We start from the raw sequence: 20,533 nt of genomic DNA on the forward strand, positions 1-20,533 counted from the left end.
ATAGATGACCTGTTGGGTAGAAAGAATTTGTCATGAACTTCACACACACCGAAGACCGCCGCATGCTGGCGGATAGCCTGAATCGTTTTGTCTCCGAGCAGTACGGCATCGAGCATCGCAACCTGCTGGCCTATGGCGCAGAAGGTCACAGCCCCGCGCTGTATGCGCAATTTGCCGAGCTGGGCGCGATCGGCGCGCTGTTCCCCGAAGCGGTGGGCGGTTTTGGCGGCTCAGGCTTTGACATCAGCGTGGTGTTCGAGGCACTGGGCCGTGGCCTGGTGGCCGAGCCGCTGCTGGGGGCGCTGGTCGTGGGCCAGGCCCTGATTGCCGCTGGCAGCGATGCGCAAAAGCGCCAGCTGGAGGAGATCATCGCCGGCGGCGTGATCGCCGCCCTGGCGCACGACGAACCGGGCAGCCACTACGAGCTCAACAAGGTCACCGCCACGGCAGCCAGGAGCGCCACGGGCTGGGTGCTCAACGGCGCCAAGAGCGTGGTGGCCTTTGGCGAAAAGGCCGGCCTGCTGCTGGTGTCGGCGCGCACCGCAGGGAGCATGTTCGATGCTGCCGGCATCAGCCTGTTCCTGGTCGACGGCAACGCCGCCGGCATTGCCAAGCGGGGCTATAGCCGCATGGAAGGCGGCCGCGCTGCCGAGCTGACGTTCGAGAATGTGCAGCTGGCCGAGGATGCTCTGCTGGGCGCCGAGGGCCAGGGTCATGCCGTGCTTGAGCATGTGCAGGGATTTGCCCTGCTGGCGCTGGCTGCCGAGGCGCTGGGCGCCATGGATGTGGCCAAGCAGAACACGCTGGAGTATCTGCAGACGCGCAAGCAGTTCGGCGTGGCCATCGGTAGCTTCCAGGCGCTGCAGCACCGCATGGCCGATCTGCTGCTGGAGGTGGAGCAGGTGCGCTCCACCGTCATCAATGCGGCCGATGCCATCGACAATGCCCAGGGCGCCGAGCGCGAGAGGATGCTGTCTGCCGCCAAGTACACCGTGGGCTCCGTGGGGACCCTGGTGGCCGAGGAAAGCATACAGATGCATGGCGGCATCGGCATGACCTGGGAGCTGCCGCTGGCGCATTACGCCAAGCGACTGATCATGATCGACCACCAGTTTGGCGACGAGGACCATCACCTGGCGCGTTTCATGGCCTTGACGCAGGCCTGAGCCCCGAGGCTGGGAGGCTGCGGTTTCGCTAGACATGGAGAGAACATCAATGAGTGACGCTTTGCTGATCCGCCGCGAAGGTGCCGTGCTGGTGCTGAGCAACAACAACCCGACTGCGCGCAATGCGCTGTCGCCCGCCTTCTACGCGGCCGTCACGACCGCGCTGGCAGATGCTGCGGCCGACTCCAGTGTGGGCGCGGTGGTGCTCACGGGCGAGGGCGGTCATTTCTGCGCCGGTGGCGATCTGCGCCAACTGGCCGGGCGCCGCGAACTGCCCGTGGAGCAGCGCCGAGAAAAGCTGGAAGGCCTGCACGACCTGATTCGCGCCGTGCGCGACTGCCCCAAACCCGTCATCGCCGCCGTCGAAGGCGCAGCGGCGGGCGCTGGCCTGTCGCTGGCCCTGGCCTGCGATATGCTGGTGGCCGCCCGCGACAGCCTGTTCTCCGTGGCCTATGTGAAGGTGGGGCTGACGCCCGACGGCGGTGCCATGGCCTTTCTGGCCGAGTTCGTCTCGCGCCAGGTGCTGACCGAGCTGTGCCTGACTGGCGAGCGCATCAGCGGCGAACGCATGCACGCTCTGGGTCCCGTCAACCGGCTGGCCGAGCCCGGCCAGGCGCTGGCCGATGCCGTAGCGCTGGCCGCCCAGGTCGCGACCGGCCCGGACCAGGCCATGGCCTTGATCAAGGACCTGTGCCGGCAGGCACCGCGCACCACGCTGGAGCAGCAGCTGGAGCTGGAGGCGCAGTACATGGTGCGCTCTCAGGGCAGCGAAGAGTCCCGTGAAGGCATTGCCGCCTTTCTCGAAAAGCGCAGCGCCGATTTCACCCGATTGCGTGCCTGAGCACCCGACAAAACCAAGATTTTCAAGGAGACAAGGCTCATGGCCGACAGCAATACCGAACAGAACCCGGACATCGACTTCCCGCTGGAGGGGGTGAAGGTACTCGATCTGTCCCGCGTCTTCGCCGGGCCGTTGTGCGGCATGGTGCTGGCCGACTTCGGTGCCGAGGTGGTCAAGGTCGAGCACCCGGGCCGCGGCGACGACACGCGTGACTGGGGCATGCGCATCGGCAAGACCGAGACCACCTACTACAACAGCATGAACCGCAACAAGCGGTCCATCACGCTGGATCTGCAAACGCCCGAGGGCGTGAAGATCCTCCATGAACTGCTGCCCCAGTTCGATGTGCTCATCCACAACTTCAAGACCGGCGGCGCCGAGAAGCTGGGCCTGGGCTACGAGCAGCTCAAGGCCATCAAGCCCGATCTGATCTATTGCGCCGTGGCTGGCTACGACAGCAGCGGCCCCGAGGCCAAGCGCCCCGGCTACGATCTGGTGATCCAGGGCGAGGCGGGCCTGATGGCGCTCAACGGCGAGGCAGGCATGCCGCCGCTCAAATTCGGCGTGGCCGTGGTGGATCTGGTGACTGGCATGTATGCGGCCCAGGCCGTGCTGGCCGCCTTGTTCCGCCGCGAGCGCACGGGCAAGGGCCGGCTCATCGAGATGGCGCTGTACGACAGCGGCATCATGGTCACCGGCTACTACGGGCTGGACGCCATGCAGCTGGGCCACGACCCCGAGCGCTACGGCAACGCCCACCCCTCCATCGTGCCCTACGGCATGTACGAGGCCGCCGACGGCCCGCTGATCATTGCCGTGGGCAACAACAGCCAGTTCGACAAGTTCTGCCGCCAGGTCATCCTGCGTCCCGACATCGTCGAGGACCAGCGCTTCTCCACCAACGTCAACCGTGCCAGGAACCGCCAGGAGCTCAGTCCCATGCTTAAGGAGCTGATTGGCAGCTTCCCGCGCGATCTGCTGCTCGAGCGCCTGACGGCCGCCGGCATTCCCTGCGGCCGCGTGGCCGGTCTGCACGAGGCCCTGACCAGCGAGCGCACGCGCCGCAGCGGCCTGCTGCGCGACATGCCCCATCCCGTGGCCGGCACCACGCCCGTGTTCGCGCCGCCCTACCGCCTGGACGGCCAGCGTCTGCCCATCCGCCATGCGCCGCCCACGCTGGGCGAGGGCACGCGCGAGGTGCTGCACCGGCTGCTCAGCATGAGCGACGAGCAGTTGCAGCAGCTGCAGTCCAAGGGCGTGCTGACCCTGCCCGAGCCCCCCGCGCAATAGGGATAAGAGGACCGATCACGCGACTGATTCCACGGGGGCCATTGATGCCCGGCCCCCAGCCCCGCCAGGTTTGCATGCCGCACCAAGACGGCACCCATAGACAGCAATACCCAGGAGACAAAACCATGAGCAATCAAGTCACACGCCGCGACATTCTTCAAGGGCTGGCCGCCATCGGCGGCGGCAGTCTGCTGACCACGGGCGCGGGCAGCGCCTTGGCGCAGGCCGGCAAGCCGGCATGGCCCAGCAAGCCCATCCGCGTGGTCGTTCCCTTCAACGCAGGGGGCGCCACCGACATCATGGCGCGCACCATCGGCGAGGTGCTGGCCAAGCGCCTGGGCCAGCCCGTGGTGGTGGACAACAAGGCCGGCGCCGCCGGCATCCTCGGCACCGAGGCCGTGGCCAAGGCAGCGCCCGACGGCCATACGCTGCTGCTGTCGCTCAGCACCTCGATGCTGATCAACCAGTTCCTCTACACCAAGCTGCCCTACAACCCGCAAAAGGACATCGCGCTGATCACCCAGGTCGCGGCGGCGCCCGTCACGCTGGTCGTCCATCCCTCGGTGCCGGCCAACAACATGAAGGAGCTGCTGGCCTATGTGAAGGCGCACAAGGGCAAGCTGTCCTATGGCTCCTGGGGCGTGGGCTCGTACGCGCATCTGGCCGGTGCCTACATGAGCAAGACCATGGACGCCGACATGAACCATGCGGCCTACAAGGGCGAGGCTCCCATGATCCAGGAGCTGATCGGCGGCCAGTTGCAGCTGTGCTTTTCCAGCGCGCTCAACACCAAGCCCTTCATCGACTCGGGCCGCCTCAAGGCCATCGGCGTCACGGGCAAGGAACGCATGGAAATCCTGCCCAAGCTGCCGACCATCTTCGAGCAGGGCGTCACCGACGATGCCTATTCGATCTACGGCTGGGTGGCCATGGGCGCGCCCGCAGGCGTGCCCAAGGAGGTCGTGGACCAGCTCTACGGCCACCTGCGCGAGATCATCAAGGACCCCAAGGTGCTGGAGCGCATCACGGGCGCCGGCTTCATTCCCATGATGAACAGCCCCCAGGCCTTTCGCGACAACTATCAGCGCGATATGCCGGTCTGGAAGGCGCTGGTCGAGCAAGCTGGCGCGAAACTGGATTGAACCCCCTGAGACGCTTCGCGCCTTCCCCCTTGAGGGGGACGACACCCTCGCTGCGAGGCGGCTCTTGCTCGGTGTCCCGCGCTTGCGCCGCGACAGTTTCATAGGTTGCGGGTGGCGCGCAGCGCCATGGATCACTGAGATGACCTATTTTTCCGGCCCGCGGTAGCGGGCCGCCACCGACGACTGCTGAGACAGCTTTGAGAGGAGACTTCATGCACACGCGCAATCCCGCATCCCCGGCACGCCCTACGCGGCGCAGCGTTCTGGCACTGGCCGCAGCGCCGCTGCTGGCCGGCATGGCCGGCGGCGCGCTGGCCGAGACCGACTGGCCAGCCAAGATGCTGCGCCTGGTCGTTCCCTTCCCTGCGGGCGGCCCGACCGACACGGCATCGCGCATCGTGGGCCAGAAACTGGGCGAGCGTCTCAAGCAGACCGTGGTCGTGGAAAACCGCCCCGGCGCATCGGGCTCCATCGCGGCCGTGCAGGTCGCCAAGAGTCCGGCCGACGGCTACACGCTGATGATGCTGGCCACGCCCACGCTGCTGGCGCCGCACCTGTACAAGAAGGCCGGCTATGACACCGTCAAGGATTTCGCGCCCGTGGCCACGGTCTATGACCTGCCCATCGTCATCGTGGTCAACCCTGCGCTGCTGCCCGATGTCACCGACCTCAAGAGCCTGATCGCCCACGCCAAGGCCCAGAAGTCCCCGCTCAACTACACCAGCTCGGGTGCCGGCAGCTTCGGCCATCTGAGCATGGAGATGCTCAAGCAGATGGCCGGCTTCGACATGCAGCACGTGCCCTACAAGGGCGGCGTGCCCGCCATCACCGACACCATCGGCGGCCAGGTGCCCATCATGTATGCCGACCTCGTGGCTGCGCTGCCCCATATCCAGGTCGGCAAGCTGCGCGCCATCGCCGTGGGATCGCCCCAGCGCGTGAGCATGCTTCCCGACACGAAGACGATCGCCGAACAAGGCATCAAGGGCTATGACGCCGTCTCCTGGGGCGGCCTGCTCGCGCCCAAGGGAACGCCCAAGGCCGTGGTCGAGCGCATCGCCTCGGAAGTCCAGCAGATACTGGCTGACAAGGACATCCAGAGCAAGCTGCTTCACGCGGGCGCCATCGCCAACTTCCAGAATCCCGCCCAGCTGGGTCAGCGCATTCAGCAGGACTACACGCGCTGGGGCCAGCTGATCCGCGACAAGGGCATTGCAGCGGAGTGACAACGACATGAAGACACGCATCACCGAACTCTTTGGCATAGCGCACCCCATCATCCAGGGCGGCATGCACCATGTGGGCCTGGCCGAGCTGGCCGCAGCCGTCTCCAACGCGGGCGGCCTGGGGCTGATCACGGGCCTGACCCAGCGCACGCCCGAGCTGCTGGCGCGCGAGATCGCGCGCTGCCGCGAGATGACGGACAAGCCCTTTGGCGTGAACCTGACGTTTCTGCCCTCGGTCAACCCGCCCGACTACCCGGGCTATGTCAAGGCCATCATCGAAGGCGGCGTCAAGGTGGTGGAGACGGCCGGCAACAACCCGCAGAAATGGCTGCCCGCGCTCAAGGAAGCCGGCATCAAGGTGATCCACAAGTGCACCTCGGTGCGCCATGCGCTCAAGGCCGAGGCCATCGGCTGCGATGCCATCAGCGTGGACGGCTTCGAATGCGGCGGCCATCCGGGCGAGGACGACATCCCCAACTTCATCCTGCTGCCGCGCGCGGCCGAAGAGCTGAAGATTCCTTTTGTCGCCTCGGGCGGCATGGCCGACGGCCGCTCCCTGGTGGCCGCGCTGGCGCTGGGTGCCGAAGGCATCAACATGGGCACGCGCTTCATTGCCACCCAGGAAGCGCCCGTGCACGACAAGGTCAAGCAGGCCATCGTGGCGGCCAGCGAGCTGGACACGCGCCTGGTCATGCGCCCGCTGCGCAACACCGAGCGCGTGCTGATCAACTCCGCCACCGAGCGCCTGCTGCAAAAGGAGCGCGAGCTGGGCGCGGCCATCACCTTTGCCGACATCGCCCCCGAAGTGGCCGGCGTCTATCCGCGCATCATGCACGACGGCGACATGGACGCAGGCGTCTGGTCCTGCGGCATGGTCGCGGGCCTGATCCACGACGTGCCCACGGTTGCGCAGCTGATCGCCGGCATCATGGACCAGGCCCATGCACTGATCAACGAGCGGCTCGCGGGCCTGGCCCGCTAAGCCTTTCACTCTTCAAAACCAGGAAAGAGCTTTCTCATGAAAATCCTTGTACCCGTCAAACGTGTCGTGGACTACAACGTCAAGGTCCGCGTGAAGTCGGACGGCACGGGTGTGGACATCGCCAACGTCAAGATGAGCATGAACCCCTTTGACGAAATCGCCGTCGAAGAAGCCGTGCGCCTGAAGGAAAAAGGCGTGGTGACTGAAGTCATCGCCGTCTCCTGCGGCGTGGCCCAGTGCCAGGAAACCCTGCGCACGGCCATGGCCATCGGTGCCGATCGCGGCATCCTGGTCGAGACCGATGTCGAGCTGCAGCCCCTGGCCGTGGCCAAGCTGCTCAAGGCCCTGGTGGACAAGGAGCAACCGGGTCTGGTCATCTGCGGCAAGCAGGCCATCGACGACGATGCCAACCAGACCGGCCAGATGCTGGCGGCCCTGGCCGACCTGCCCCAGGCCACTTTCGCCTCCAAGGTCGAAGTCGCTGGCGACAAGGTGAATGTGACCCGTGAAGTCGACGGCGGCCTGGAAACCGTGGCCCTGTCCACGCCCGCCGTCATCACCACCGACCTGCGCCTGAACGAGCCCCGCTACGTCACCTTGCCCAACATCATGAAGGCCAAGAAAAAGCAGCTGGACACCTTCAAGCCCGAAGACCTGGGTGTGGACGTGACGCCTCGCCTGAAGACCGTGAAGGTCTCCGAGCCTGCCAAGCGCGGCGCCGGCGTCAAGGTGGCTGATGTGGCCGCCCTGGTCGACAAGCTCAAGAACGAAGCGAAAGTCATCTAAGGCCCCCTGAGCCGCTTCGCGTCATCCCCCGCAGGGGGACACCCCTCGGTGCGGGGCGGCCCTTCCTCGGTGTCCCGCGCTTGAGCCGCGCCAGATTGGCCGACTGCGGGTGATGCAGGCACCATGAAAAATTCTAGAGAAAGACGACTGAAATGACCTCTCTCGTTATTGCAGAACACGACAACGCGTCGATCAAGACCGCGACCCTGAACACCGTGACGGCTGCCAAGGCCTGCGGCGGTGATGTGCATGTGCTGGTCGTTGGCGAAGGTGCAGCCGCTGCAGCAGCCGCTGCCGCCCAGATCGCCGGAGTCTCCAAGGTCATCCATGCCGACGGCGCCAGCCTCAAGGACGGCCTGGCCGAGAACGTCGCCGCCCAGGTGCTGAGCATTGCGGGCAACTACAGCCACATCCTGTTCCCCTCGACCGCCTCGGGCAAGAACGTGGCACCCCGCGTGGCCGCCAAGCTGGACGTGGCCCAGATCAGCGACATCACCAAGGTCGACTCGGCCGACACCTTCGAGCGTCCCATCTACGCGGGCAACGCCATTGCTACCGTGCAGTCCGCCGATGCCGTCAAGGTCATCACCGTGCGTACCACGGGCTTTGACGCAGCAGCTGCCACTGGCGGCTCGGCGGCGGTGGAAACGGCGGCAGCCGTGGCCGACAACGGCAAGAGCGCCTTTGTGGGCCGTGAAGTGACCAAGAGCGAGCGTCCCGAGCTGACGGCCGCCAAGATCATCGTTTCCGGCGGTCGCGCGCTGGGCTCGGCCGAGAAGTTCCAGGAAGTCATGTCGCCGCTGGCCGACAAGCTGGGAGCCGCCATCGGCGCGTCGCGCGCTGCGGTGGACGCGGGCTATGCGCCCAACGACCTGCAGGTGGGCCAGACGGGCAAGATCGTGGCGCCCCAGCTGTACATTGCCTGCGGCATCTCGGGTGCGATCCAGCATCTGGCGGGCATGAAGGACTCGAAGGTGATCGTGGCGATCAACAAGGACCCGGAGGCACCGATCTTCTCGGTGGCCGATTACGGTCTGGAAGCCGATCTGTTCCAGGCAGTGCCGGAGCTGGTGAAGACGAGCTAAGCGTTGCCATCGCAATGCGCGGCCCGGACCACGGTGTCCGGGCCCTGGCCAGAGCGGCACACAAGGTATGTGCCCCGGCCCCACCAGGTTCAGAGATTCAGGAGACAAGACATGCAGATTTCCCTTGACCGCCGCAGCCTGGTACTTGCCACGGCCGCCTTTGTGACTGCCGCTGGCACCGGCGCATCAGCCTGGGCACAGTCCGGCGACTATCCTGCGCGGCCGATCACGCTGATCGTGCCGTTCCCGGCCGGCGGCCCCACAGATCGCCATATGCGCACGCTGGCCGATATTGCGGGCAAGCAGCTGGGCCAGCCCATCATCGTCGAGAACAAGCCCGGCGCGGGCGGCACGCTGGGCCCTGGCGCCATGGCGCGCACCGCCAAGCCCGACGGCTACACCATCACCCAGTTCCCCATGTCCATGCTGCGCATGGCGCATATGCAAAAGACCGCCTGGAACCCGATCACGGACTTTACCTACATCATCGGCGTCTCGGGCTATACCTTCGGTTTCACGGTGCGCTCGGACTCTCCCTACAAGAGCTTCAACGAGTACATCGCCGCCGCACGCAAGAGCCCCGGCAAGATCGAATACGGCTCCACCGGCATCGGTTCCTCGCCGCATCTGCTGATGGAGGAGCTGGCCGAGAACGCCAAGGTCACTCTCAATCATGTGCCTTTCAAGGGCAACGCCGACCTGCAGCAGGCCCTGCTGGGCGGTCATGTGGCCGCGCAAAGCGATGCTTCGGGCTGGGACACCTATGTGAATGGCGGTCAGATGCGCCTGCTCATGACCTTCGGTGAAAAGCGCACCCAGCGCTGGCCGGACGTGCCCACGGCCAAGGAGCTGGGCTATGGCGTGGTCTCCACTTCGCCCTACGGTCTGGCCGGCCCCAAGGGCATGGACCCGGCCGTGGTGCGCAAGCTGCACGATGCTTTCAAGAAGGCCATGGACGATCCGCGCCATGTCGAGGTGCTCAGGCAGCTCAACCAGGACGCCTGGTACCGCTCGGGCGCCGACTATGCACAATGGGCCCGGGATGCGTTTGCCAAGGACAAGATATTGATAGACCGCCTGGGTCTGGCTGCCAAATAAGCCACCGTCTGCCCAAGCGCCTGCAGGGCCGGGTGCTCACAGGCGCAGCCCGCTTGCATTTCCTGAAATTCCTGAATCGGAGCCTTCATGACTGTCTGCCTGCCTTCTCCCGATACCCCCTTCACCACGCTGGCCGAGCTGATCCGCAGCCACGCGCGCCAGCAGCCCGACCATGTCGCGCTGCGCGACGACCAGCAGACCCTGAGCTATGCCCAGCTTGACGCCCTCATGGACCGCGTGGCCGCAGCCTTGCAGCAGGGCGGCGTGCAGCCCGGTCAGGCCATCGCCATCTGCGCGCTGAATTCCGTGCGCTATGCCGTGCTGTTTCTCGGAGCCTTGCGCGCGGGCGTGGTGGTCGCGCCACTGGCGCCATCCTCCACGGCCGAGAGCCTGGCTTGCATGTTGCGCGATGCCCAGGCGCGCCATCTGTTCCTCGACAAGGTGGCCCAGGACCTGGTGCCCGCCGACACCGGACTGCAATGCATTTCGCTCGACGGCGTGGCTGCGGGCAGAGCCTTCGAGGACTGGCTCGCGCCCGAGGGTTCGCAGCCCGCGCCCGTGAGCGTGGAGCCCGAGGCACCGTTCAACATCATCTATTCCTCTGGCACCACGGGCACGCCCAAGGGCATCGTGCAGTCGCACGGCATGCGCTGGACCCATATCAACCGGGGAGGAGTCTACGGCTACGGCCCCGAGGGAACGACGCTGCTGGCCACGCCGCTGTACTCCAACACCACGCTGGTGGTGTTCTTTCCCACGCTGGGCAGCGGCGGTTGCGTGGTGCTCATGCCCAAATTCGATGCGGCCCGCTACCTGCAACTGGCCCAGCAGCACCGCGTCACCCACACCATGCTGGTGCCCGTGCAGTACCAGCGCATCATGGCGCTGCCTCAGTTCGGCGAGCATGACCTGTCGAGCTTTCAGGCCAAGTTCTGCACCAGCGCACCGTTTCGTGCCGAGCTCAAGGCCGATGTGGTGGCGCGCTGGCCCGGCAGCCTGACCGAGTTCTACGGCATGACCGAGGGCGGGGGCACCTGCATTCTCGAAGCCCATCTGCACCCGGACAAGCTGCACACCGTGGGCAAGCCCGCCGAAGGCCATGACATCCGGCTCATCGACGAGGAGGGCAGCGAGGTCGCTCCCGGCGCGGACGGCGAGGTCGTGGGCCACTCGCCCAGCATGATGAGCGGCTACCACGGCCAGCCCGCCAAGACGCGCGAGGCCGAATGGTTCGATGCCACGGGAAAGCGCTTCATCCGCACGGGCGATGTGGGCCGCTTTGATGCCGACGGCTTCCTGACCCTGTTCGATCGCCGCAAGGACATGATCATCAGCGGCGGCTTCAACGTCTATCCCAGCGACCTGGAGGCCCAACTGCGTGCCCACCCTGCCGTGGACGACGTGGCCGTTGTCGGCGTTCCCTCCGATCAATGGGGCGAGACGCCCGTGGCCTATGTGGTGTCGCGCACGGGCCAGCCAGCCCGGCCCGAGGAAATCATGGGCTGGTACAACCAGCAAGCCGGCAAGACCCAGCGCCTGGCCGACCTGCGCTTCATCGCCGAGCTGCCGCGCAGTGCCATCGGCAAGGTGCTCAAGCGCGAGCTGCGCGATCAGTATGCGGCGGGGCGCTGAGCCTGTCTTCCATTTCACGATGTCCATCACGAGACAAATCCCATGAGCCATGACACCACGATGTCCGAAGTCCGCCGTCAGGTGACGCCCGAGGAGTGGCAGACCCGCGTCGAGCTGGCTGCCGCCTACCGGCTGGTCGCCCACTTCGGCTGGGACGACTTGATCTTCACTCACATTTCGGCGCGCGTGCCGGGCCAGCCCGGCCAGTTCCTGATCAACCCCTACGGCATGCTGTTCGACGAGATCACCGCATCCAGCCTGGTCAAGGTCGATCACGAGGGCCAGCCGATGATGGAGACCGAGTACGACGTCAACCCCGCAGGCTTCGTCATTCACAGCGCCATCCACGACGGCCGCCCCGAAGTGCAGTGCGTGCTGCACACGCACACCCGCTACGGCGTGGCCGTGTCGGCACAAAAGGAGGGCCTGCTGCCCATCTCGCAGCAGTCCATCTTCCCGCTGGTGCGCCTGGCCTACCACGACTACGAAGGCGTGGCCCTGCGCGATGACGAGAAGCCGCGCCTTGTGGACGATCTGGGTGCCAGCAACTTCCTCATCCTGCGCAACCACGGCCTGCTGACCTGCGGGCGCAGCGTGGCCGAGGCCGTGCTGGCCATGTACACGCTGGAGTCGGCCTGCCGTATCCAGATCCTGGCCCAGTCGGGCGGCGGCGAGCTCACGCGCATCCCGCAGGCCATCATTGCCGACGCGGTCAACCAGTCGCGCCAGGTCACCAAGGGCAAGGGCGCGGGCCTGGCCTGGCCGGGCCTGCTGCGCCGCCTGGATCGCATCGATCCTTCTTACAAGCAATAGCACCCCCTGAGTCGCTGCGCGCCTTCCCCCGTTGCACGGCGCCTCTCTACTCGCTGCGCGAGGGAGGGGGACGGCACCCTCGCGGCGGGGCGGCGCGGCCGGCATAGGCCCTTGCTCGGTGTCCCGCGCTTGGGCTGCTGCCGTTTCGCAGGCAGCGAACAATGCTCAGATTCATGGAGAGATCAATGGGAATTCTGGTCAACATCCACCCCAGCATGGGCGCGCCCATCGTCGATGCGCTGCGTGCGCTGGCGCCCGATGTGCAGGTCTGGGCCCATCGCGAAGAGGCACCGGCCGCCGAGGTCGAAGCCATGCTCGCCTGGAGCCTCAAGCCCGGCGTGCTGGCGGCCTATCCGCAACTCAAGCTGCTGTGCGCCCCCAGTGCGGGCGTGGACAAGTTGCTGGCCGTGCCCGACCTGCCGGTTGGACTGCCCGTGGCGCGCACCGTCGATCCGCAGCAGCATGTGGAGATCGCCCAGTATGTGGTCGGCACCGTGCTGCGCCACACGCGCGAGCTGGATCTGTTCGCGCGCCAGCAGCAGGCAGGCGACTGGCTGCGCCGCCCCGTGCGCGCCAGCGCCGACTGCCGGGTGGGCATTCTGGGTCTGGGCGAGGTCGGCCGCTTCGTGGCTGCTGCCATGCAGGCCGTGGGCTATCCTGTCGCGGGCTGGAGCCGCAGCGCCAAGAGCATTGCGGGCCTTGCCACGCACAGCGGTGCCGAAGGTCTGCAGCAGCTTCTGTCCACCAGCGACATTCTGGTCTGCGCCTTGCCGCTCACGCCCGAGACGCGCGATCTGCTGAACCGGCGCACCCTCTCCCTGCTGCCGCGCGGCGCCTACTTCATCAACGTGGGCCGTGGCGAGCAGGTGGTGGAAGACGATCTGCTGGCTTTGCTCGACGAAGGCCATCTGGCCGGTGCCGCGCTGGATGTGCTGCGCGAGGAGCCCCCCCAGCCCGGCAACAAGGTGTGGGGGCACCCCAAGGCCTTTGTCACTCCGCATATCGCGGCCCAGGCCTCGGCCGACACCGTGGCCCGCCAGTGCCTGGAGAACCTGCGCCGCCTGCGCGCGGGCGAGCCCTTGCTCAACCTGGTGGACGTGGCCCGCGGATACTGAGACCTCTTTCCTTTTACCTGTCGCGCTGGCGTGCTGCTGCGCGGCGCTTACTCCCTGCAAGAATCAAGAGACACTCATGCCTTCGACATCCCGCCGCAGCTTTCTGCAATCAAGCGCCGCAGCCGGCGCTGCCATGCTGGCTCCCTCGGCCTGGGCCCAGAGCCCCTGGCCCTCCAAGCCCATACGCATCGTCGTTCCCTACACGGCAGGCGGCTTCACCGACCAGATGGCACGTCTGCTGCAAGTGGGCTTGCAGAAAGCGCTGGGCCAGCCCATCGTCATCGACAACAAGCCGGGTGCGAACAGTCTCATCGGTGTGGATCAGGTGGCAAAGTCCGCACCTGATGGCTACACGTTCGGAGTGGTGATTGCCGCTTATGCGGCCAACACCACGCTGTATCCCAAGCTGCCCTACAACCCAGGCAAGGATCTGGTCGGCGTGTCTCTGATGGGAGTCTCGCCTCTGGTTGCAGCCGTGTCCACCAATGCGCCGTTCAAGACCACGCAGGAGCTGATTGCCTATGCCAAGGCGCATCCTGGCAAGGTCAGCTTTGGCTCCTCGGGAAGCGGCTCCAGCGCGCATCTGACGACCGAGTTGATGAAGCTGCTGACCAAGACGGACATGATTCATGTGCCCTACAAGGGGGCCGCACCGGCACTGACCGACCTCATGGGCGGTCAGATCCCCTTGTTCCTCGATCCTCCGCCCAATCTGATCCAGCCTGCCAAGGCCGGTCGCATTCGACTGATTGGCGTGGCCAGCGACAAGCGACTGGCGGTGTTGCCCGATGTACCGACATTTGCCGAGCAAGGCATTCCCGATCTGATGGGCAGCACCTGGGCAGCCATGATTGCCCCGGCAGGAGTGCCCAAGGAGATCGTGCAGCGCATGTCCGCCGAAGTCGCTCGCATCATTCGCAGTCCTGAGATTTCGCAGCGCATGCAGCAGACCATGGGCACGTTTGCCGAAGGCTCGACGCCGGAGGAATGCGATCGTTTCATTGCCGCTGAAACTGCCAAATGGGGAAAAGTGATCCGTGAAGCCAAGGTGACGGTGGACTAGGCTTCCTGGCCTGGTTTGTCCCCGGCAGGGCGCGAAACAGGCCTCAAGGGAGAGGGCGCGGCTGCAGGGTGAGGTGAATGCTCAGGTGAATGTAGAGGGGTTTCCTCATTGGCCTCTGGGGCGAAGTGGAGATGGCTGCAGCATGGGAACTCCTGCCGAACAAGCCCGGGGCAGTGCGATGAGATCTCCGTCAGCTTGTCAGCTTGTCAGCTTGTCAGTGCCGTCAAGGCCGGGGAACCTCGCTGGCGGCGACGCGCCACCGCCGCCTCGGCGCCCTCAAGGCATGCCTTTCCCGATAGGCTGCGGGCGTCATTCCCACATACCGGACGAACACCCGCCGGAACGCCGAGGCATCCTCATACCCGCAGGCCAGCGCCACGGAGGGCACGCTCTCCAGCGTGATCTCCAGCAACACCCGAGCCCGCGCGCAGCGCAGGCGGTGCAGGTGGTCCAGCGGGCTGTGCCCCAACTCCTGCTGGAAGTGGCGCAGCAGGGTGCGCGGGCTGGCCGATACCGCGTCCGCCAGCGTCCGCAGGTCATAGGGCTGCTCCACGCGCGCCTCCAGCCAGGCTATGGCATGGGCCAGCACGCTGGTCCGCGTGGCAGGAATGCGGCGGTCCTGCAGGGCAGCGTGCGTGGCGCGTTCGCGCTGGGGATCGGGCTGCAGCACGGCGGCCAGCGCTGCGGCCAGGTCGTCGCCGAAGGCATGGCGCGTGAGTGCGATGGCCATGGGGGCCAGGGCTTCGGGGTGGGAGGCGCTGAGCCAGGGCCTGTCGTCCACGAAGGGCTGGCCCTCGGCAAGTTCGATGCCGGCAAAGTCCAGTCCGAATCCGCCCATGAAATACCAGGGCAGGGCCACACGGCGGCCCTCGCAGCGCCCGCTGGCGGCCGCGAACCAGGCGGCGCTGCCCAGCGTGCACACGGTCAGGCCCTGGTCGAAGGCTGTGGCGATGCGCTGCGTGAGGACCGGATGCGCGGCGACGATGTCGCGGATGGATGGAATGTCCGGGCAATGCAGCGCGCTTGCGAAGACGGCATGCGCGGGCCCCTCGGCCAGGGCGCCTTCGGCCGCGTGCGGCATGGCCGGCAGGGGCTGTCCCCTACCATCGACCCAACGCCAGCCAAAGCGCGGTGCGCGTCGGCCCAGGCGCAGGCCGGCAACGAGGTTGGCGCTGCGCAGCATCTCCACGAGATGCGCTGCATGGCCTGTGGCGCTGTGCTCCAGGCAGGGCAGCTCGATGACGAAGGTCCGGGGCATGGCGGTTTTGGCTCCTCGAATGGCGATTTCGCCGTGTCTGTCACAGGTGCTTCACTTTTAGCATGACTGCTTGTGCCATTTTTCAGGGTCACGAAGATGCTTCACAAACAGTCCGAGACAAAGCTTTCCACACCGCCCCGCACAGGCCTGCGGCGCATCGCACTGGCCGGCTTGCTGGCCTGCGGCCTGCCGCTGGCAGCCAGCGCCCAGGGGCTCGATGCCCAGGGTCTGGCGGCGCTGGATGCCGCCATTCAGCCGCTGGCGCCCAAGATGCTGGAGTGGCGTCGTGACATTCACCAGCATCCCGAACTGTCGGGCCAGGAAGAACGCACGGCCAAGCTGGTGGCCGATCACCTGCGCCGCCTGGGCATGGAAGTGCAGACCGGCGTGGGCGGCACGGGCGTGGTGGGCGTGCTGCGCGGCGGCCAGCCGGGCAAGACCGTGGCCCTGCGCGCCGACATGGATGCACTGCCCGTGGCCGAGAAGACGGGCCTGCCCTTTGCCTCCAAGGCCAAGGCACAGTACATGGGCAAGCAGGTGCTGGTCATGCATGCCTGCGGGCACGATGCCCACGTGGCCATGCTCATGGGCGCGGCCGAGGCGCTGGCCGGCATGCGCGCGAGGCTGCCAGGGACGGTGAAATTCATCTTCCAGCCGGCCGAGGAGGGTGCTCCGGTGGAGGCCGATGCCCATGGCCATGTACCCAGTTTCGGCGCCAAGGCCATGGTGGAGGCTGGCGTGCTCAAGGATGTGCAGGCCATCTACGGCCTGCACATCACGGCGAACCTGCCCTCGGGCATGGTGGGCTACCGCAGCGGGCCGCTGATGGCAGGCTCGGACAGCCTGAGCATCCAGGTCGAGGGCCGGGGCGGCCATGGCTCGTCGCCGTGGAGTGCGGTCGATCCCATCGTCGCGGCCAGCCAGGTGGTGCTGGGCCTGCAGACCGTTGTCAGCCGCCAGCTCAACATCAGCCTGGAGCCGGCCGTGCTGACCATTGGTTCCATCCAGGGCGGCACGCGCTACAACATCATTCCCGACAATGTCGAGATGCAGGGCACGCTGCGCACCTTTGACGAAGACATGCGTCAGGAAGCGCACAAGCGCATCACCGCCACGGCCGAGCAGATCGCGGCCTCCAGCGGCGCCAAGGCCAAGGTGCGCTTCGGCCCCGTGGCCTATCCGGTCACCACCAATCCGGCCGCGCTGACCGAGGCCTCGCTGCCCGCGCTCAAGCTGGCCCTGGGCGGCAAGGCCATGGTGATTCCCAAGGTCAGCGGCTCCGAGGATTTTTCGGAGTTCCAGAAAGTGGTGCCGGGATTCTTCTACTTCCTGGGTGCGCCGCCGGCAGGCCAGGACTTCACCAAGGCACCACCCAACCACTCGCCGCTGTTCGACATCGACGAGAAGCAGCTGCCCACGGGTGCACGTTCACTGGCTGCGCTGGCCGTGGACTATCTGCAGCGCAACCCCTAGCCATTGTTCCCCCCCCGAGCGGCTGACGTCGCTGCCCTCTGTTCGGTGCCTTCTCTCTCGCTTTGTGGGAAGGAGGCAGCACCTTTGCTACGGCAAGGGCTCTGCATGGGAGAGTCATTGTCAACATGCTGAGGAATGAACAAGGCCACTTCGGTGGCCTTGTTCATTGGAAGATCATCGTGCACCGCGCCCGATTCAAGAGTGCATGGAAGTCAGCAGGAAGAGACGGCAAAGAGAGGGACGAGCTGTTGCGCAGCATGGCCAGAGGCTCGGACCTCAGGCACATGACTCAGAAAACGTGGGAGCTCAGAAACAAGTCGATTCGGTGCAGTGAAAGCATGGATTCGCTGACCGTGGTTTTGTATGGCTATGGGTGTTCTTTGAAACCTGGGAAAAACCGAGCTATAATTGCTATCTCTGTAGGGGAGTCGCCAAGCTGGTTAAGGCACTGGATTTTGATTCCAGCATGCGAAGGTTCGAATCCTTCTTCCCCTGCCAAGATATACAAAAGCCCCGACTGTTTATGCAGCCGGGGCTTTTTCTTTGTCTTCAATACTGCTCCTGGCTCCCAGGAGAGGCCGGCAGATTGGGTGTTCTGCAGCCATTGATCGACGCCTATGCAATGAGTGTGCAATGAGTGCGCCACAAAGCCCGAAAAAGTCCGCTTGTCGGCGAGCAGAGGATTCATTGATGTGGGCGCGCGGCCCGGTTCATGGAAATCTATGAATAGGCGATCAGTTGCTGGTGCTGCCAGCCAACGAGGCGCACAGGTCACCCATGCCGGTGCGACCTTCTCCGTCCAGGGCTTCGACCAGGTCGCGGATCAGGCTTGAGAGCTCACCGGTAGCAATGGTCACATTGGTGTCAAAGCCGCTGTCAGCGTCACCACCTCGTCGGCGCGGCCCTGGGCGCTGGTATCGAGCACCATGGTGCGCGCCTGCGGATCGATCCAGACCCACATGCTGCCCTGCTTGGTGAAGGCCATGGGCGGCAGATCAAGCTTGGCCTCGTCCTTGAGTTCGCGCCTTTCCTTCTTGCCGGGCTTGCGGCCCTCGGTCTTTTCGATGTGCTCGGCCTTCTCGGCCTTCTCGTTGACCTTGCGATTGAGCACGCTGGCCGGCAGCGCCTTGGCCTCGGTCATGAAGCGCATGACCCATTGATCGGCCACGGATTCAACCATCGGACCGTGCTGCTCGCTGCGCGGCGGCACCCAACCGACGGAACGCTCCTGTGTGGCGCTGCATTCGGCAAAGACTGTCTTTTGCAGGGCATTCTCCAGCGCCAGCAGGTCGCTCTGCCAGCTCTTCGCAGTGCGGTAAATGATCATGTCCTTGAACATTTGGGCTCCTGAAATAGAAAAAGCCCGCTCACGTTGGCGGGCTCCGATGTCAAGAATGGTGAGATCGTTAGTGGCCGCAAGGAAGCGGCTGGCCTTGCTCCTCCTTAAAGTCCTCCGGCAGAGGGGCGCCGCAGCTTCCGCAACGCTTGTTGTTGGTGATATTTGTCATGTTGGTGGTACTCATAAAAAAGCCCGCACGACGGCGGGCAATGGCAAATTCTGTGGAGGCTCTCTAAATCTTGCTGCGGCCTCGGTAGTCGAGGTCGGTGGCGGAGTAGTTTTCTCGTGTGCGCCAATTCATTTGAACTGGGCCGGTATGCTCTGGCGGATAGGTGATGCGCTCTTTTTCCCGGCTGAGCTCCCATCGCTTGCCCTCCACGACATGGTGAACGGTTGATTTTTTCGTTTTGATCATTGCGAGACTCTCTGTAACTATCCGGACGCTAGTCCCACAGTACATGGTTAATCCTTAATGGTCTACCACTATATTTTTTGAAGGTTTTGATGTGAGCGGCATCAAACAGGGGGTGCTGAAGATTTCCCACCAAAGGTCGTTCGGTTCACCTATACTGGTTTCACTCGCTGTTTAGGCCGTTCGCCCCAACAGTGCCTGTCTGACACCATTGCCGCCCCTTGGCCGCAGGTAGCCGCTCTTCTAGCAAAGCACGCGGTGGTCACACCCCTCTAGGCGAACTCACCAGATCCTGAACATCCTCGTGGATCTGCGTTGCCCCTGCCCTTAGCACGGGCCTTCCCTATCTCATTTGACGGTCTGCGCAATCGTGTGTGCGATCGTCCGCTTTCATGCTGCAAAAAAATACTACAGAGCAGATTGGCCGCTACGTGGTCACACCTCTCACCCAGACTGATGCAAGTGGTCAATTCACTGCTGCTGTCTCTATTCGTCGTGGTACTTATGACCGAATCTTTCGGTTTATCCCGCATTTTTCTGATGAGTCGCTTGCCTCTAAATATGCTTTGGATGAAGGCCGGAGCATGGTGCTTGGTCACCAGTTGAATTGAGCTGCATCAGTTTCTATCCCTCAGTAGAAGCTTTGGCTACTGACTAATCTTCACCAAAGCACTCTGGTGGTTCTCTTGGGAATCATCTTTCGCTCCGAAAAAACGCAGCGGAATTCACTTAGAAGGTACCCTATGCAAAGCAATCTCTACGTATCTAATCTTGGCTATGGCGTCGATCGTGAAACGCTGAAATCTCATTTCTCAAGCTGCGGGGATGTCCTGTCCTCCGAAGTCATAACGGACCGTAATACAGGCCAATCGCGCGGCTTCGGTTTTGTTGAAATGGGAACGGCTGCCCAGGCAAAATCAGCGATCGAATCGCTCAATGATCAGTCATTGGGTGGCCGAGTGATCTCTGTCTCGCTAGCCAACGCACGCAAGTAATTTTTACTTGGCGTAAAAAGCCCACATCTGCATAGGTGTGGGCTTTTTGCATTTCTAATGCGTGGTCTGAAAACAAGCTATTTCAATGAAATTTGCTACGCCTATTTTTCATCCTTCCACGAAAAAAGAACGAAAGACAGTCATCGAAAAAGTCATGTAATGAGCTGCCTATGGTTGCTCTTTCAGGTACTGCACGGTCTTTTCATCCGGCCACTGGACATGCATGCCCGGGCAGGCGAACTCATCGAGCAGGCTTCGGACGATGGTCTGCGGCTCCTTTGCTTGTGCATCCGGCACTGCCAGCCGCTAGGCCCATGCAGATGGCGGCGATCAAGGTCAGGGCTTCAAGTAGCTTTTTCGTCGCTTCACGCCTTGGCGCTTATGAAGAAAGCGCGATCCGCTATCAAAATTGAATGATCAGACCGGCCATGCTTCGGGCGTGAGCGCGATCACCACGGCCGCGCCGACCAGGCAGAAGAGGCCGAAGCCGGTGAGCGCACATTGCGTGACTCTTCGCACCTGACTTGTGCGCTGAGCTACCTTGAGCTGGCTGCGGCAAAAGAAAAAGCCCGCAAGCAGTTGCTGCGGGCGCGAATACAAAGCCGGTGACCTATTTGGTCATGCCCGGGCAAGTTGAGGAAGTGAAAGGAGTCTGTGATCCCAGGCCCGGCAAAACAGGTTTGTGGCGTAAATTTTGCCCAAAGGGAGTCACGGAATCAAGATCTACGCGGGTTCATAAACGGGCTCTATGTCATCTGGCGTGACCACCGTCGCTCACGACGCGAAAGCCGCGCCGCGCTCACAATTGACGGCGGCC

19 protein-coding genes, 1 tRNA gene and 1 pseudogene are annotated in these 20,533 nt (G+C 64.3%); 17 read left to right on the plus strand and 4 right to left on the minus strand.

All coding sequences use genetic code 11. The annotated features are described in order from the left end of the window. The first annotated feature begins 32 nt into the window (after positions 1-32). The 13 genes from QYQ99_RS18280 (at position 33) to QYQ99_RS18340 (ending at position 14,239) form a co-directional block, all read left to right on the plus strand. Positions 33-1,166 carry an acyl-CoA dehydrogenase family protein gene (locus tag QYQ99_RS18280; protein WP_302089445.1) on the plus strand — a complete coding sequence of 378 codons (1,134 nt, stop codon included), beginning with the start codon at positions 33-35 and terminating at the stop codon, positions 1,164-1,166. Between the two features lie 49 nt (positions 1,167-1,215). Continuing rightward, positions 1,216-2,007 (plus strand): oxepin-CoA hydrolase, alternative type, encoded by a 792-nt coding sequence (locus tag QYQ99_RS18285; protein ID WP_302089446.1) that lies wholly within the window; start codon positions 1,216-1,218, stop codon positions 2,005-2,007. Between the two features lie 39 nt (positions 2,008-2,046). Continuing rightward, entirely contained in the window at positions 2,047-3,297 is a 1,251-nt protein-coding gene (locus QYQ99_RS18290; RefSeq protein WP_302089447.1) for a CaiB/BaiF CoA transferase family protein, read from the plus strand. 125 nt (positions 3,298-3,422) lie between these two features. Continuing rightward, complete coding sequence (locus tag QYQ99_RS18295) at positions 3,423-4,439, plus strand: Bug family tripartite tricarboxylate transporter substrate binding protein (RefSeq protein ID WP_302089448.1); 1,017 nt, start codon at positions 3,423-3,425, stop codon at positions 4,437-4,439. Positions 4,440-4,651: 212 nt separating this feature from the next. Continuing rightward, entirely contained in the window at positions 4,652-5,665 is a 1,014-nt protein-coding gene (locus QYQ99_RS18300; RefSeq protein WP_302089449.1) for a Bug family tripartite tricarboxylate transporter substrate binding protein, read from the plus strand. A 7-nt stretch (positions 5,666-5,672) separates the two neighbouring features. Next, positions 5,673-6,647 carry an NAD(P)H-dependent flavin oxidoreductase gene (locus tag QYQ99_RS18305; protein ID WP_302089450.1) on the plus strand — a complete coding sequence of 325 codons (975 nt, stop codon included), beginning with the start codon at positions 5,673-5,675 and terminating at the stop codon, positions 6,645-6,647. Positions 6,648-6,683: 36 nt separating this feature from the next. Further along, a complete protein-coding gene (locus QYQ99_RS18310) occupies positions 6,684-7,433 on the plus strand; it encodes an electron transfer flavoprotein subunit beta/FixA family protein (protein WP_003052181.1) in 750 nt (249 codons plus the stop codon). A gap of 152 nt (positions 7,434-7,585) precedes the next feature. Beyond that, complete coding sequence (locus QYQ99_RS18315; RefSeq protein ID WP_302089451.1) at positions 7,586-8,518, plus strand: electron transfer flavoprotein subunit alpha/FixB family protein; 933 nt, start codon at positions 7,586-7,588, stop codon at positions 8,516-8,518. A 111-nt stretch (positions 8,519-8,629) separates the two neighbouring features. Continuing rightward, entirely contained in the window at positions 8,630-9,616 is a 987-nt protein-coding gene (locus QYQ99_RS18320) for a tripartite tricarboxylate transporter substrate binding protein (protein ID WP_291603079.1), read from the plus strand. 87 nt (positions 9,617-9,703) lie between these two features. After that, positions 9,704-11,248 (plus strand): class I adenylate-forming enzyme family protein, encoded by a 1,545-nt coding sequence (locus QYQ99_RS18325; protein WP_302089452.1) that lies wholly within the window; start codon positions 9,704-9,706, stop codon positions 11,246-11,248. A 42-nt stretch (positions 11,249-11,290) separates the two neighbouring features. Next, positions 11,291-12,061, plus strand: a complete 771-nt coding sequence (locus QYQ99_RS18330; protein WP_302089453.1) for a class II aldolase/adducin family protein — start codon at positions 11,291-11,293, stop codon at positions 12,059-12,061. A gap of 185 nt (positions 12,062-12,246) precedes the next feature. Then, positions 12,247-13,176 (plus strand): 2-hydroxyacid dehydrogenase, encoded by a 930-nt coding sequence (locus QYQ99_RS18335; protein ID WP_302089454.1) that lies wholly within the window; start codon positions 12,247-12,249, stop codon positions 13,174-13,176. Positions 13,177-13,252: 76 nt separating this feature from the next. Continuing rightward, a complete protein-coding gene (locus tag QYQ99_RS18340) occupies positions 13,253-14,239 on the plus strand; it encodes a tripartite tricarboxylate transporter substrate binding protein (RefSeq protein ID WP_302089455.1) in 987 nt (328 codons plus the stop codon). Between the two features lie 223 nt (positions 14,240-14,462). On the opposite strand, the gene QYQ99_RS18345 is transcribed toward QYQ99_RS18340, so the two are convergent. Beyond that, positions 14,463-15,497, minus strand: coding sequence for a GlxA family transcriptional regulator (locus tag QYQ99_RS18345; RefSeq protein ID WP_302089456.1), 1,035 nt, complete (start codon positions 15,495-15,497; stop codon positions 14,463-14,465). Between the two features lie 96 nt (positions 15,498-15,593). On the opposite strand from QYQ99_RS18345, the gene QYQ99_RS18350 reads away from it, so the two are divergent. Both QYQ99_RS18350 and QYQ99_RS18355 read left to right on the plus strand, forming a co-directional pair. After that, entirely contained in the window at positions 15,594-16,970 is a 1,377-nt protein-coding gene (locus QYQ99_RS18350; RefSeq protein ID WP_302089457.1) for an amidohydrolase, read from the plus strand. 421 nt (positions 16,971-17,391) lie between these two features. Beyond that, positions 17,392-17,468, plus strand: a tRNA-Gln gene (locus QYQ99_RS18355). Between the two features lie 236 nt (positions 17,469-17,704). Here QYQ99_RS18355 and QYQ99_RS28495 read toward each other — a convergent pair. The 3 genes and pseudogenes from QYQ99_RS28495 to QYQ99_RS18370 all read right to left on the minus strand — a co-directional run bounded on the left by QYQ99_RS28495 (position 17,705) and on the right by QYQ99_RS18370 (position 18,724). After that, positions 17,705-17,827, minus strand: a complete 123-nt coding sequence (locus QYQ99_RS28495) for a hypothetical protein (protein ID WP_302089458.1) — start codon at positions 17,825-17,827, stop codon at positions 17,705-17,707. A 20-nt stretch (positions 17,828-17,847) separates the two neighbouring features. Then, positions 17,848-18,309 (minus strand): annotated as a pseudogene (locus QYQ99_RS18365) (recombination-associated protein RdgC); the annotation flags it as partial. 232 nt (positions 18,310-18,541) lie between these two features. Next, positions 18,542-18,724, minus strand: coding sequence for a hypothetical protein (locus QYQ99_RS18370; protein WP_291603094.1), 183 nt, complete (start codon positions 18,722-18,724; stop codon positions 18,542-18,544). Positions 18,725-19,113: 389 nt separating this feature from the next. Here QYQ99_RS18370 and QYQ99_RS18375 point away from each other — a divergent pair, with 389 nt between their 5' ends. Both QYQ99_RS18375 and QYQ99_RS18380 read left to right on the plus strand, forming a co-directional pair. After that, entirely contained in the window at positions 19,114-19,332 is a 219-nt protein-coding gene (locus tag QYQ99_RS18375; RefSeq protein WP_302089460.1) for a hypothetical protein, read from the plus strand. A 132-nt stretch (positions 19,333-19,464) separates the two neighbouring features. Beyond that, positions 19,465-19,716, plus strand: coding sequence for an RNA recognition motif domain-containing protein (locus tag QYQ99_RS18380; protein WP_291603097.1), 252 nt, complete (start codon positions 19,465-19,467; stop codon positions 19,714-19,716). Positions 19,717-20,533: the final 817 nt, after the last annotated feature.

Origin of the sequence: Comamonas testosteroni, assembly GCF_030505195.1 — a bacterium.
In the GTDB taxonomy this organism is placed as follows: Bacteria; Pseudomonadota; Gammaproteobacteria; order Burkholderiales; family Burkholderiaceae_C; genus Comamonas; species Comamonas testosteroni_G.